This window comes from Flavobacterium rakeshii, assembly GCF_009741375.1.
Taxonomy (GTDB): domain Bacteria; phylum Bacteroidota; class Bacteroidia; order Flavobacteriales; family Flavobacteriaceae; genus Flavobacterium; species Flavobacterium rakeshii.
Genome location: NZ_WOWP01000048.1, coordinates 1 through 14,837, shown reverse-complemented (window position 1 = coordinate 14,837; position 14,837 = coordinate 1). Strand labels below are relative to the sequence as shown.

At 36.2% G+C, this 14,837-nt stretch carries 13 protein-coding genes; 5 read left to right on the top strand and 8 right to left on the bottom strand.

What is annotated here, in order from left to right:
* Window position 1: 1 nt before the first annotated feature.
* The 4 genes from GN157_RS12215 to GN157_RS12200 are packed head-to-tail and all read right to left on the bottom strand — an operon-like array spanning window position 2 to window position 5,937.
* Window positions 2-2,419 (bottom strand): ABC transporter permease, encoded by a 2,418-nt coding sequence (locus tag GN157_RS12215; protein ID WP_157483673.1) that lies wholly within the window; start codon window positions 2,417-2,419, stop codon window positions 2-4.
* Between the two features lie 50 nt (window positions 2,420-2,469).
* Entirely contained in the window at window positions 2,470-3,174 is a 705-nt protein-coding gene (locus GN157_RS12210; RefSeq protein WP_035136158.1) for an ABC transporter ATP-binding protein, read from the bottom strand.
* A gap of 18 nt (window positions 3,175-3,192) precedes the next feature.
* Window positions 3,193-4,638 (bottom strand): S41 family peptidase, encoded by a 1,446-nt coding sequence (locus GN157_RS12205; RefSeq protein ID WP_157483672.1) that lies wholly within the window; start codon window positions 4,636-4,638, stop codon window positions 3,193-3,195.
* Window positions 4,639-4,698: 60 nt separating this feature from the next.
* On the bottom strand, window positions 4,699-5,937 hold the full coding sequence (locus tag GN157_RS12200) for an efflux RND transporter periplasmic adaptor subunit (protein ID WP_157483671.1): 1,239 nt from the start codon (window positions 5,935-5,937) through the stop codon (window positions 4,699-4,701).
* Between the two features lie 144 nt (window positions 5,938-6,081).
* On the opposite strand from GN157_RS12200, the gene GN157_RS12195 reads away from it, so the two are divergent.
* The 5 genes from GN157_RS12195 (at window position 6,082) to GN157_RS12175 (ending at window position 11,036) form a co-directional block, all read left to right on the top strand.
* A complete protein-coding gene (locus GN157_RS12195) occupies window positions 6,082-7,428 on the top strand; it encodes a sigma-54-dependent transcriptional regulator (RefSeq protein ID WP_157483670.1) in 1,347 nt (448 codons plus the stop codon).
* Between the two features lie 3 nt (window positions 7,429-7,431).
* Window positions 7,432-8,757 (top strand): sensor histidine kinase, encoded by a 1,326-nt coding sequence (locus GN157_RS12190; protein ID WP_197429446.1) that lies wholly within the window; start codon window positions 7,432-7,434, stop codon window positions 8,755-8,757.
* Window positions 8,758-8,770: 13 nt separating this feature from the next.
* Window positions 8,771-9,223: a hypothetical protein gene (locus tag GN157_RS12185; protein WP_157483669.1), complete on the top strand. Its 453-nt coding sequence runs from the start codon at window positions 8,771-8,773 to the stop codon at window positions 9,221-9,223.
* 171 nt (window positions 9,224-9,394) lie between these two features.
* Entirely contained in the window at window positions 9,395-10,813 is a 1,419-nt protein-coding gene (locus GN157_RS12180) for an MBL fold metallo-hydrolase (RefSeq protein WP_157483668.1), read from the top strand.
* Window positions 10,814-10,823: 10 nt separating this feature from the next.
* Entirely contained in the window at window positions 10,824-11,036 is a 213-nt protein-coding gene (locus GN157_RS12175) for a hypothetical protein (RefSeq protein WP_157483667.1), read from the top strand.
* 81 nt (window positions 11,037-11,117) lie between these two features.
* Here the strand turns inward: GN157_RS12175 and GN157_RS12170 are convergent, their stop codons facing one another.
* From GN157_RS12170 to GN157_RS12155, 4 genes are all read right to left on the bottom strand, one after another.
* Window positions 11,118-11,651, bottom strand: coding sequence for a carboxymuconolactone decarboxylase family protein (locus tag GN157_RS12170; RefSeq protein WP_157483666.1), 534 nt, complete (start codon window positions 11,649-11,651; stop codon window positions 11,118-11,120).
* A 137-nt stretch (window positions 11,652-11,788) separates the two neighbouring features.
* A complete protein-coding gene (locus GN157_RS12165) occupies window positions 11,789-12,640 on the bottom strand; it encodes a helix-turn-helix domain-containing protein (protein ID WP_157483665.1) in 852 nt (283 codons plus the stop codon).
* A gap of 135 nt (window positions 12,641-12,775) precedes the next feature.
* On the bottom strand, window positions 12,776-14,230 hold the full coding sequence (locus GN157_RS12160) for a glycosyltransferase (protein WP_157483664.1): 1,455 nt from the start codon (window positions 14,228-14,230) through the stop codon (window positions 12,776-12,778).
* Window positions 14,231-14,519: 289 nt separating this feature from the next.
* A partial coding sequence (locus GN157_RS12155) for an OmpA family protein (protein ID WP_157483663.1) occupies window positions 14,520-14,837 on the bottom strand: 318 nt, incomplete at its 5' end.

Sequence of the window (14,837 nt, the reverse complement as noted above, 5' to 3'; positions counted from 1 at the left end):
ACTATTCGTATTTAAGGTATTTAAGAATATTAACCCTCGTAGCAGCATACGCTCTGGATAGTACTACAACAAGCGTAAGTATCATCAACACAATAAAGCCTATAATAAAAGGTACAAACGAAATATCTATCCTGTAAGCAAAATTTTCAAGCCATTTATTAAGTAATATCCATGCCGGCACAGTTGCCAGAATAAAACCCGCTACACAAAACAGTATATACTGTTTAGAAAGTTCTTTAAGCAGTACTTTAGTTTCTGCTCCAAGAGTTTTACGTATGGCAATGTCTTTCATTTTACGCTGTATGCTATAAGAAGCCAGTGCAAACAACCCAAATAGCGCTATAAGTATAACCACACCGTTTAAAAGAGAAAACAGATTTTTTTGATTTACATATTGCTGATAGCTTCTCTGGTATTTTTTGTTTACAAACTCATAACCAAACGGATACTCTGTATCTACTTTGGAAGTCCAGAACTTCTCAATTTCTTCTAAAGCTCCTCCCATTTCATCTGCCGATATCTTTACATAGACCTTATCCATATTATAAGTAAGCCAGTCAATTGTTTTAAAATGAAAGAATGACATAGGTGGTATTTCGTTTTGCGGACCGTTTAAATGAAAATCCTTTACAACACCTACAACACGAAGTTGCTCTCCATTCCAGTCAATAGTCTTACCAACAGGATCTTTTTCCCTCATCAGTTTCATGGCTGTTTCATTTATCATCATTCCGTTTATGGTATCTGATGAAAACTTATCTGAAAGAGCCCTTCCCTTAACCATTTTAATTTCCAGCATATCAAGGAAACCGAAGTCGGCTGCCATGTTTTTTGCCTGTATATAACTCTCATTGTAAGTAAAGCCCGATGATGAACCTGCCCCTCCTCCTAAAGAAAATGCTGCTGCCGCTACGGCTTGTACCCCTTTAATTTTACTTAGTTCCTGCTTAACAACAGTGTAGTTATTAAACATTATGGCTGGGTCATCATTGTAAGGTCTTCTATAGTAAATTTCTATAACCTGGTCTCCTTTAAGTCCCAAATCTTTATTACTCATATAATCTACCTGCTCATGAACTATATAGGAACCTATTATAAAAAAGGCTGCTATGGCAAACTGTAGTACAAGCATACCGTTACGTAACCATACTCCGTTTTTACTTCTACCAAAGTTACCTCTAAGTACTTTTAAGGTATTAAAGTTGGAAACATATACTGCCGGCAACATACCTGCCATAAAAACTACTACAAAAAATATTACTATAAGCTGAAAGTAGAACTGACTACTACTAATAACGAGTGTTTTATTAAGGAAATCATTATAATAAGGCAGTGACAGCTCTACAATTACAAGAGCCAGTACAATTGCCATTATAGTAACCAGTACTGTTTCAAAAATAAACTGCTTAACTATGTTTTTCTTTGTGGCGCCAAGTATTTTACGTACTCCTACCTCCTTAGCTCTTTTAATGGCATTTGCAGTAGCAAGGTTTACGTAATTTACTATTGAAAGTATTAATATTAGTACAGAAAGTCCAAGCATTATAAGCATAAACTGATAGTTACCCTGCCCTTCGGGTGTATCTTCCTCTACAGTTGAATGCAGGCGGTTGTTAGCCAGTGACGTTAATCTTATTTTTACAGTACCGTTTGTTTTAATATACTCTTCAACCGAAAGCCCTTCTTCTTTAGCATAGGGCTTTGTTCTATATTCGAAATAAATGTTCTCAACTGCTTCCCTGGCCTTATCAGCATCTTCAGGTGATTTGGTTTTTAGCATCAGCCCGAAGTTAAAATTACCCCATCCGTCCTCATTACCTTTAAGCCTTGTTCCTTCTATTAAATTAGTAACCGCATCAGGCTCAAAAGATGATTTTCCGGGTATTTTATAAACCCCTCTTACAACCAGCTTCCTACCTGAATATCTAATTTCCTTACCTATAGGATCTTCACTCCCAAAAAGAGACTGAGCCGTTTTCTCTTCCAGCACAATACTGTTTATATCGGGAAATGCATTATTGATATCTCCTTTCACAAATTCAAACGGACAGAAGTTAAAGAAGTTCTTTTGGGTATCCAGTATGTTTATTTGTTGCTTTTTCTCTCCATAATATACCAACTCGTAATAATACCAGTTATTGAAGTAACAAAACTCCTCTATTGCCGGTTCCTCTTTCATGTACTTTGCCAGCGGGTATACACTGTAGGGCCAAACTATATCGTTACCCAAATCGGTAGCAACGGTAAACACAGTATCTTTTTCCGGATTCCACTGGTTATAACTATGCTCTTCATTCCAGTACAATATGGCAAATATAAGTGCGGCTATACCAATGCTTAACCCCAGTGTGTTAAGGGCTGTGAAGAACTTGTTCTTCTTTGCATTGTATAAAAATATTTTTAGCCAGTTTTTTAACATGGTGATTGGTTTTTATTGATTTTGACTGATGATTGACTCCTGTGTTATTATTAGTTTGATATGAGAACATCAACATTCCTGTTATTCAGTTTCTCCTTAAGTATCATACCGTCTTTCATGTAAATGGTTTTTTGGGAAAATGAAGCATCATATTCAGAGTGGGTAACCATAAGTATTGTTGCTCCGTTAGCATGTAAATCGGTTAACAGTTCCATAACCTCATTACCGTTTTTACTATCCAGGTTACCCGTAGGCTCATCGGCAAGGATTATTTTAGGATTGTTTACCAGCGCCCTTGCTACGGCTGCTCTTTGCTGCTGCCCGCCCGATAACTGTTGCGGGTAATGTTTTAGCCTGTGTGAAATACCCAAACGCTCAGCAATTTCTTCTACTCTTTTCTTTCTTTCACCCGACGGAACATTGTTGTAAATAAGTGGTAGTTCTATATTATCGTAAACCGAAAGCTCATCTATCAAATTGAAATTTTGGAATACAAAGCCTATGTTTTCCTTTCTTACTTTAGCCTTTTCGCTTTCGCTAAGTCCGTTTATCTCCCTGTCCAGCAGTTTGTAACTTCCGCCCGATGCGCTGTCCAGTAGCCCCACTATATTAAGCAGTGTTGATTTACCACAACCCGATGCTCCCATAATGGTTACAAACTCGCCTTTTTTAACTTCGATAGATATATCATTTAATGCTTTTGTTTCAACTTCTTCTGTCCTGAATACTTTTGAAAGGTTTTCTATTTTGATCATAATTGTATTTTTTGTTGGTTATTTATTTTTGCTAAAACTGTCTTGTGCATATTGCACCCATTCAGATTGCGGTATTTCACTATCAAGATAATAATCGGGTAAAATACCTTTACCATCTATTGCCATATCTGGTATTCTATAACTTTTTGACAGGCAGTATCCCAGCTTTAAGTCGCCCGAGGGAGAGATGGCATAATACATATTCGAGATATCCAGCACACCTGCTGTAGTTGTACCAAACAGTTTAGTTTTACTACTTTGTTTTGCAGCCAGTAAAAACTGTTCACTTGTACTGCCATTACCTTTATTTATTAATATACCTACATTTTTAGGGTAACTGTATACTGTATTAAGTTCCTGTATATAAACCTTTTTATCTCCAAGATTTACAAATTTGCCCAGATTATCATTAAGTATTTTTAAAGATTTTTGTACTTCTTTTTTATCTTTTTTTGTTATATCAGGATCATCTAAATAGCTCTCCATGCGTTTGTTATTAAGTGTTGTGGAAAGCAACTCCATACCAACAATCCGAATTGGATTAGTATATAAATATGGTATTATTTCACTGTAACTCCCGTCAGATCCTCCTCCGTTATTTCGTATATCTATTATCAGGTTTGGGGTCGATATAATTTTATCATGATTAGCTGCTATTACACTGTCAATCTCCCTTTTATAACCATTTGAAAATGAAGGTATGCGTAACACTAGGGTAGAATCAGAATACTGTTGCATTAAAGGTCTGTTTGCCTTAATAAGCTCCAGGTAACTTTTTATTTGTTTAGTATCTTCAAGTTTCGGATTTACCCTATAAAGAAAAATATTATCAATTTGTAATGTATTTTCACCTATCTGTATGATGTTATTAAGCTTATATTCTGAATAATCCCTTAAATAATAAGTACATCCATAGCTGTTAGGTTCGGTAACATTAAGCTTAAACTTAACCTCATATTTTTGCCACGAAGTATTACCTCCGTCAAGTATAAAACCGGTATATCCAGATTTTGTTTTTATAACACCTATTGTGTAAGGATCTGTTTTCCATATTCCCTCCAGTGATTCATGCTTTCCTTTAGAGAGATACTTATTAAACTCTTCTTCACTAATAGGATACTTTTCCCAGTTCTCGGTATTGATTATAGCTTTTTCCGTTACTTCATTGCTGTCTTGAATTATATTTATATAAAAGTGACCTTTCCTGAAAAAAGTCAGCCAATCATAAATAACGTCGGCACATTTATCCAGGTCTGTAATTTCTTTTACTTTACTTTCGTAAAAATCATTATGCTTTTTATAAGCTGCTTCTCCTTTAATGCTCAATGCATAATTAAATCCTGCATCATTTTCTTCAAAAGTCTTTTTGACCCATTTAAAATTCTCTTCACAATTACAGTGCTGTGAAAAAGCATTTAAGTATGAAATAATTACTAGTAAAAAGCTAAACAAAATTTGTTTCATAAGTTGGTTGGTTGATTTTATTTTGATGATGACTGAACTCCCGTTTCTGTATTTATAATTTTATTCCAAATTTAAAATTTCCACATCAGTATAATCAATATACCCCGATGTTATTACCCTGTCTCCTTCCTTTAGGCCTCCCAGTACTTCGTGATAAACCGGATTTTCCCTTCCCAGTTTTATTTCACGCCTTTCGGCCTTATTGCCATTTACCACAAATATCCATTTACCCGATGTTTCCTCTGTAAATCTGCCTTTAGGCATTACCAGTGTTTTTTCCTTTTCAGAAAGCATAAGTCTAACCCCAAAGCTTAATCCCTGTTGTAATTTCAGTTCCTTATCGGCAGCAAAATTGAGTTCTACAATAAAACGACCGTTAATAATCTCGGGGATTACCTTAGTTACTACCACATCTATCATTTCGCCCTTATGATCTATTTTTCCTTTTTGGTTTACAGTTACCCTTTGCAGATAAAATTCATCTACCTCGGCTACCAGTTTATACCCGTTCATTACATCTATCTTACCTATGTTATCGCCACTCTGGTAGTTTTTACCCAGTACAGGCTCAAAAGAGGTAAGCCTACCGGCAAGCGGTGCTGTTACCAAAAAATGTTTTTTGTTTTCCCTTAATATCTCAAGGCTTTTGTACATAATAGCCTGCGATTGGGAAATTTGTGCTATTTGTATCTGGTTGGCCTGTTTTTCCTTTTGTATACTTTGCTGTATTATGTTTTTACGTTCTTTTTGAAACCTGAAATTTTCCTGTGTTTTTTCCCATTCGTTTTTAGAAAGTATCTCTTCTCCATACAGCTTTTCGTGCAGGTCGTACTGGTTTTTAGCATCCTGAAAGTCGTGATCTATCGCTATTAGATCTTTTGCCATGCTCAGTTCCTGATTGCGCAGGTCAAGCTTTGCTTTACTAAGGTTGTTTATCTGCTCTATTATAGAAGTCTCCTGTGTTACATAGTTCAGTTCGGTATTAGGATTGTAAAGCCTTGCCAGTGGCTGTCCTTTTTCTACCATATCACCATTCTCAACAAATATTTCCTGTACAGCACCGCCTTCAATCACATTAAGCAGCATGGAGTTTAGCGGTTCTACCTTTGCCTGAAAAACAATAAAGTCTTCAAAATAGTCTTTCTCTACCGTTTTAATGGTTATTTCACTTTTGGTTACGGTAAGGCTTCTTTTCTTTGTTACGGCAGCATACACAAAGTATCCCAACAGTAAAAAAGCAGGAACTGCTAATAGCAGATATTTATTTTTTTTATTTTTACGGTTAATGATGGTGTCCATGTTTAAGTTCGTTTGGCATATATAAATACAATTTCGTGCCACGCATTTAAAACTCACAACCAACTATAAACCAGCTAAATAAAAAAACCTCAATAAACAATACTGTCCGTTATCGAACAGTATTTGTCCGAAACCGTACAATCAATGAAAAAAACCCATGCCAACATCTTAGTTATTGATGATAAGGAAGACATACTTTTTGCCGCTAAAATGGTTTTAAAAAAACATTTTGAACAAATTTTTACGCTAAACGACCCTAAAAAGGCTGTTGAGGTATTGGCAGAAAATCAAATTGATGTGGTGCTTTTGGACATGAATTACCGTATAGGTTTTGAAGACGGACGCGAAGGCATATACCTTCTTAAAGAAATAAAAACCTTCTCCCCTAAAACAGTTATGATACTCATGACAGCCTTTGGAAAAGTAGAAACCGCTGTTGAAGGACTAAAACTGGGAGCTTTTGATTATTTATTAAAGCCGTGGGATAACAACAAACTTGTTGAGGTAGTGAAAGCTGCCGTAACCGAAAGCCGTAAAGAAAGAAAACAGGAAGCTGTCAAACCGGATAAAGACAACTATTTTGTAGGTGAGTCGGTTGCTATAAAAAGAGCGTATTCACTCGCCGATAAAGTTGCCAAAACCGATGCAAATGTATTAATACTTGGAGAAAACGGTACCGGTAAATATGTTATGGCAAACCATATTCACCAAAAATCGCAAAGGGCTGCAAAACCATTTATACATGTGGATTTAGGTGCGCTTAACGAAAATATATTTGAAAGTGAATTATTTGGTTACGCCAAAGGTGCCTTTACCGATGCTAAAACCGATACTGCGGGTAGGTTTGAAATGGCACACAATGGCACTATATTTCTCGATGAAATTGGTAACATTCCACTACACCTGCAATCAAAATTATTACAGGTTATACAAAACAAACAAGTTACAAGGCTTGGTGAAGCCAAACCCCGTGCTGTAGATGTTAGGATTATTACCGCTACTAATGCCGATCTAAAAGAGGAAGTGGCCTCAAAACAGTTTAGGGAAGATTTGTACTATCGTATCAATACTATGGAAATAGTATTACCTCCGCTAAGAGAGCGTACTGAAGACCTGATTGATCTGGCTTCGTTCCTGTTAAATAAAATGGAAACCAAATATGACAGATCGAACCTTAGCTTCTCCAAAACAGCTTTAGAACAAATTGAAAAACATGCCTGGAATGGTAACATTAGGGAAATGGAAAACCGTATAGAGCGTGCTGTTATATTATGTGAGGAAAATGAAATTACGGCTACCGATCTTGATTTAGAGGAAGTGACAGAGGTTGATAGTGTACAGGACACACAACTGTCTGACATGGAAAAAACAGCTATAGAGCGTGCCCTGCAAAAACACAATAACAACATTAGTAAAACTGCCGAGGAACTGGGACTCTCAAGAGCTGCTCTCTACCGCAGGATGGATAAGTATGAATTAGGTAAAAAATAAGCTATGAAATCACTAAAACTTTATCAGCTCTTTTTTCTTCGCCTAATCTTTATCATGATTTCCGGCGGACTGGGAGTTTATGCTCTTGCTAAAGGGCTTCCCTATTCGGCTATATTCTGTATAATAGTTTGTGTACTGCTAATGGCAGAACTGTTTTATTTTATTAGAAACACCTACCTGTTTTACGATAAAACCATCACAGCTATACTTAGTGACGACTTCTCTGCCGATTTTTCAAGGCACAGCGATTTTGAAAATTATAAAAATCTGTTTAAGCTTTATGATACCCTTAAAGCACGACAGCATGAACAGCTTACAAAAGATTTAGTATACCGCTCTATTTTAAACAATATTGAGACGGGAGTAATTATACTTAACAAAACCAATGAGGAATGGAATGTATTCCTAATGAATGATTATTTCTCACAACATTTCCAAACACCACGGGTATCCCACTGGAAGTATCTAAAAAAACAACTTCCTGCATTATGCTCAATAATTGAAGAAAGAAAGTTTGAAGATTTTAGGGTATCGGCACAAATACGGATAGACGATGAGGAAAGCCAAACCTATATGCTGCAAACCTCCGGGTCGGTTACCTTTGGGCAGGAGTATTATATCATTCTTTTAGACTCCATTCAAAAGGTAGTCGCTAAAAAGGAAAAAGATGCCTGGATTAACCTGATGAAAGTTATTTCACACGAGCTAATGAACTCCATTACGCCTATACGTTCGCTAACCCAAAACCTTAACGAACTGGCACAACAGGAAACGCTTTCTGAAGAAGACATGAATGATATAAGGGAGAGTGTAAATACCATGATACACCGCAGCGACCACCTGCAAAACTTTATAGAGAGCTACAGGAAACTGGCTATGCTGCCTTCTCCTAACAAAGAAAGAACCGAACTTACAAAGCTTGTAAACAATACCCTTTTGGTAATGACACCCTTACTCAAAAAAGCAGGTATTACCATTAATAATGAGATTACCGAAACCTATTGGTTAATGGTCGATGCCAACCAAATGGAACAGGTATTTATTAATTTGCTTACTAATAGCATGTATGCGCTGGAAGACAGGGAAAATAAAATAATAACCCTTACTGCTGAGGTAAGACAGGAACGTACTTTTATCACCATATCTGATACCGGTCTGGGTGTGGACAAGGAAATTGAAGACAAGATATTTCTTCCCTTTTTTACCACCCGTAAAGACGGTGCCGGTATAGGGCTAACACTATCAAAAAACATTGTAGATGCCCACGGAGGTTATTTAAATTACAAGAGTAGTAACGAAGGAAGTTCCTTCACTATTTGCCTCATATAATACAACTCTACACATGCAAAAACATTTAAAACAAATAATAGTGTGTATTGCTTTTACCGTGTTGTTATTTACAGGATGTAAAAAAGGTAATAATGATACTGATAAACCTTTGCGTTACATTGCCGAAAACGGTAAACTAAAAGGTATTTTAGACCTTAATATTGTGGGTACAGAATTTTATGGAAGATATGAAATTATTAATGGTGTAAACGGTTCGGACATTGGGCAGGTTAGAGGAAAAATTAAAGGTGATACCCTTATTGGAAATTATTATTATAAGCCCTGGGCAGGAACAAATAAAAAAAGGGTTCCCATTGCTCTTTTAAAAAAGGATGGCTATTTACTGGAAGGCAAAGGCGTTGTGGTAGAATTTGTCAATATTCCGCATTTTAGCCCTGATATACCCTTAGACTTCAGCAACCCCAGATTTGTATTTATGCCTGTAACAGATACAATATCGCATTAAAAAACAAACCCGGTTATGAATAATCATAAACCGGGTTTGTTATATAGAATTTAGAATATAACATATTGGTAATTCTTTATAATTCATTTAAAATAAGCATCTGTAACTTTTGTTACTGCACATCCTGATAACAGGTTATATTTTTACAGTACAATAACAAAAACAACAATCATGAAAATCGAACAAATTTATACAGGATGCTTAGCTCAGGGAGCTTATTATATTGAAAGTAATGGGGAAGCTGCTATTATTGACCCCCTACGTGAGGTACAACCTTATATCGCTAAAGCCGATAAGGATAATGCAACAATCAAATATGTATTAGAAACCCATTTCCATGCTGATTTTGTTAGTGGTCATTTGGATCTAGCCAAAAAAAGCGGAGCAACTATTGTGTTTGGTCCAACTGCCAAACCTGCTTTTAATGCCCATGTTGCAGAAGACGGAGAAATACTTAACCTTGGTAACATAACCATACAGGTAATACATACACCGGGACATACTATGGAAAGTACGTGCTACCTGCTTAAAGATGAAAACGGAAAAGATGTTGCCCTATTTACTGGTGACACACTATTTATTGGTGATGTAGGTCGCCCTGACCTTGCACAGAAAGTGATTGCCGATTTGACTCAGGATAAGCTTGCTTCTCATTTGTACGATTCATTACATAATAAAATACTTCCGCTAGCCGATGATATTATTGTTTATCCGGCGCATGGTGCAGGTTCGGCTTGTGGTAAGAATATGAGTAAGGAAACAACCGATACTCTTGGAAACCAAAAAAGTACTAACTATGCCCTGCAACCTATGAACAGGGAAGACTTTATTGAAAAGGTACTTGACGGACTTATGCCACCTCCCGCATATTTCCCTGAAAATGTTTTGATGAATATTAAAGGTTACGAAAGTATTGATAATGTACTAAGTAAAGGATTACAGGCACTGTCACCCGCTGCTTTTGAAGCGGCAGCCAATGAAACCGGAGCCATTATACTAGACACAAGGGAGCCTCAGGTTTTTGCTAAAAGCTTTATCCCAAATAGCATTAATATTGGTATTGACGGTAATTTTGCTCCTTGGGTAGGTGCTCTGATACCTGATATTAAACAGCCTTTACTTATCGTTGCCGACAAAGGTCGTGAAGAGGAAGTAGTTACCCGACTTGCCCGCGTGGGTTATGATAGTGCTATTGGTTACCTTGACGGAGGAATAGAAGCATGGAATAATGCCGGACATGAAACAGATAGTATCACATCCATAACTACAGATGAATTTTCTGCCATACTGGAAAAAGACCCTAACATAAACATCCTTGATGTAAGGAAAGCAAGCGAACATTACTCTGAACGTATAATAGATTCAGAAAATATTGCTTTAGATTACATTAATGACCATATTGCCGATGTGAGCAAAGACAAAACCTACTATGTACATTGCGCCGGAGGTTACCGATCCATGATATTTATATCTATACTTAAAGCCAGAGGTTTTGATAATCTTATAGATGTTAAAGGCGGATTTAAAGCCATTAAAGAATCAGGTAAATTCAATATAAGTGATTATGTTTGCCCTACAACAATGCTGTAAACAATAAATGATGGATGCCATTTTTAAGAACTGGACTGTAATACGAATCGTAAAAATGATTATGGGAATATTGGTATTGTATCAATCCATAGTAATGGAATCTGCCATGCTTATAGGGTTGAGTATCTTACTTTGCCTCATTGTCCTGTTGAATGCAGAATGCGCTTCGGGTTCATGCTCTACCCATTATAGCAGCAGTAAAAGAAGGAACAGTAAACGATAAATTTCTTTTCATACATTAGCTTACATAGTAAAGCCCTGTGACAGTATCACAGGGCTTTGATTTATACACACTTATAATAAATTATATTGCAGGTACAGCAGGCCAGTCTACAGGAATATCTATAAGGGCATGCAGGTAGTTTGTTATGGTTTTATCACCTACTACAAGTAATACATCTACAAGGTTTCCTTTATCATAACCTGCTTCAAAAAAGTTATTTAAAGCATCCTCACTAGCTCGTCCTTTATTTTCGGCAATGCTTTTTACCAGCACTGCCAAAGCCGAAAGTTTACTGTCAAAATCTACCTCTGCTTTTCTTATACCAATTATTTGCTCATCTGTAAAACCATTTATTTTTGCAATGGCTGTATGGGCACTTAAACAGTATATACATTGGTTTACCTGACTCACTACCAAATTAACCACTTCTTTCTCCTTAGCTTTTAAAGATGATTTACCGTTTTGGAAAGTAAGGTAATTGCCCAATGCGTTTTCAGAATATGCAAATGAAGCATACAGGTTAGGTACAAAACCTACCATTTTTTCAAGGTTAGTAAAAATTTCCTGATTGTTTACAGAAACCTGCTCTTTTGTTGGAACTATAAAGTTTTTCATTTTTTCAATTTTAATAATTAGACTTGTTGTTTCTTGATGGTACAAAGTTCCTTCAATCCAAACTGCCTAAAAAGGGACATATTTCCCGAATACTGGTACTTATTTCCCGTAATTAAAACTGATGCTTAAATATGTGTTTATTTCCCTACAAACGAAGTTTCCCTAAACGATATTGGTGAGAGCGTAGTATGTTTTTTAAAGAAACGGCTAAAGTGAGCCGCATCTTCAAAACCCAGTTCTCCGGCTATTTCCTTTGCCGATTTATCTGTATAGGTTAACAGCCTCTTTGCTTCGATTATAATCCTTTCCTGAATTACAGTTAACGGTGATTTATGGTTATAGAGTGCAAATAAATTAGATATGGTTTTTGGCGACTTAAATAACTGATCGGCATAATACTTTACCTGATGCTGTGTGCGATAATGACTCTCCACCAATAAATTGAATTTCCTTATTACATCAAGCTTGTCATCAGGCAAATCGTCCTTGCTTATATACTGTTGTTTAGCAAGGCGTGTTACTATGATAATAAGTCTTTTAAGTAATACCATCAGCATTTCTCCCTGAACCACATCAGTAGTAGTGAACTCATCATAAAACACCTGTAGTAATAGGTCAATCTTTCGCTGGTCATCATCATTAAGTGTTATGAACATCCTTTCAGACGAACCGTAAAACAGGAAGCCCACACAACTTACTTCCTTATCATGATCTACTATACAATAAAACTCCCTGTTAAACTGCCATGCCAGTATATCCTGTGGTTGCGAAAAATAAAAACTCTCGTTTACCATAAGGCATAGCATAGCATTAGACGGAAATACATACTCAATACCGTCTATTACCACCTTTTGGTCCTGTCCTCTGTTCCATGCAATGGTTAGGAGTTTATCTTTCCTGTCTTTTCCGTAAAACTGACGGTCAAATTCGGCTTCATCTGAAATCAGCCTGAAGTCGGCACCACTTTTAGAGTCATTATATCTGTACATATAGGGCAGTATGTTAATAGGCATTAAAAATAGGGAATATTAAACAAATACCATTCCGCCCAACAATTTACATATAAAAAAACCTGCTTAAAATTTAAGCAGGTCGAACATTGCAGGATAATCTGTCCCACCAGATTACCCTCTGGTTAACCAACCTCTTCTGCTTGCAGTCGCAATAGCATAAGGGGTTATCCAAAACAAACCAAAAGTGTATAAAATACTGTATGAGTAAGCCCAAAATGATTCGGCTACATTATATCTCTTTGCGTAGAACAATACAGGGAAACTGGAGTAAATAAGGATACTTAAAAAAGTAGAACTTAAAAACAGTAACGGGTGTGTTGCGATAAATACAAACATCATAAGTATTACAGGGTATGCCATTACAATTTTTAACCACTGGTTGAAAAACAACAGTCTTGTTCCGGCTTTTGAACCTTCCCTGAAATCTTTAAATACGAATTTTGACATCATTATATTTTCACGAACGTTACTTCTACCCCATCTGATAAACATTTTATAAAGCCCTTTGTATTTTTCAGGTACGTTTGTCAGTACATAGGCATTTCTCTGGAATTTAATATGATACCCCTGCTTCATAATCATATTTGTCATGGCTCTGTCTTCTCCAATATCCGAAGGTTGTCCCATAAAGGTTTGGTTAATCCATTCTTCAAGACAACCAAACACGGCAGTACTTCTATAAGCTGATAAAGCACCCGGCGTACATAATACAGAACCTAACATACTTTCTGCCGAACGTATAAATTCAAAACTCAACACAAAACTTACGTTAAGCATTTTAGGAATCATACCTTCTTTATTATTCAGTACTCTAACGTTACCCGCAACAGCACCACATTCTTCGTTTACCACAAACGGACTTACCATATTTCTAAGGGTGTCGGCTTTCACAATAGAGTCACTGTCAATGGTTACAAAAATTTCTCCTGTCCCCATTTTAAAACCTCTGTAAAGCGCATGGCGTTTACCTTTATTTTCAGGCTGTTGTAAAATTGTAACTCTGTTCCCTAGTTTATCTTTAGCCCTTTGCATCCAAAACCAGGTATCATCTTTACTACCATCATCTATAGCTAATAGCTGAAGTTTTTCATACGGATAATCACTCCCTGCAATACTTAATAGGGTATCATAAACCAGTCGCCCTTCATTATAAGCCGGTACGATAACTGTTGTTGTAGGAAGTTCTTCATCTGATACTGATTTAATCGATCTGTACCTAACATATAGATAAACACTATATAGAAAGAATAATCCCTTATAAACCAATAAAGCTGTAGTTATACCGATTAAAATCATACCACCTACAGAACTCATTCGGTTTAAGTTAAGTAAATCGAAATCAGGCTGGAAGTAATACACTAAAAAAGCGGCAGTAATCATTAATAAAAATGTACCGGCCAACACTATACGTTCCAGTGATTTCTTTTCAGATTTTTCTTTTTCTTCTTTATTCTCTTTAACAGAAGCTACTTTTACTTTAGGTATATCCTGCCTTTGTTGTACAAATGAATTTGCATTATTTGTTGGGGCATATAATGCTTTTGAGGTAATAGTTTCACTTTTCATCTTTTGGCATTTAGGGTTTAATTTAATTGAGTAATGCTTCTACCTGTTGGGTAATCGGCAATTAACTATAGCCAAACCACATGCCATCAATAAAAAACACTGAAAAACAACAACTTACACATAAACACCTCATTTATTGTGTAGAAAAATTCTACACTTTTAATTTTTATTCCACACTTTTTAAGCAAATACACAATAAAAAAAGCCCCGCAGTTGGGCAACTGCGGGGCTTAAACGAAAATAGAAAAACTAAAAAGAAAAACTACAAATCTTACATTTGTAAGTATTGCTATTTTTTTACAATAATAAACTCAGATCGTCTGTTTTGAGCGTGTTGCTCTTCAGTACAGTTTTCTTTACAATCAACTTTAGGCTCGCTCTCACCATATCCCTGTCCGGAGATACGCTCTTTAGCAATACTTTTTGAGATTACATACTGAACTGTAGCTTTAGCCCTTTTGTTTGACAGGTTCATGTTGTACTGTGCACTACCACGGTTATCCGTGTGGGCTTTAACCATGATTACCATATTCTTATCGTTGTTCATAGCCTCAACTAACTTATCAAGTTCAAAAGCAGCCTCTTTTGTGATGTTGCTCTTATCAAA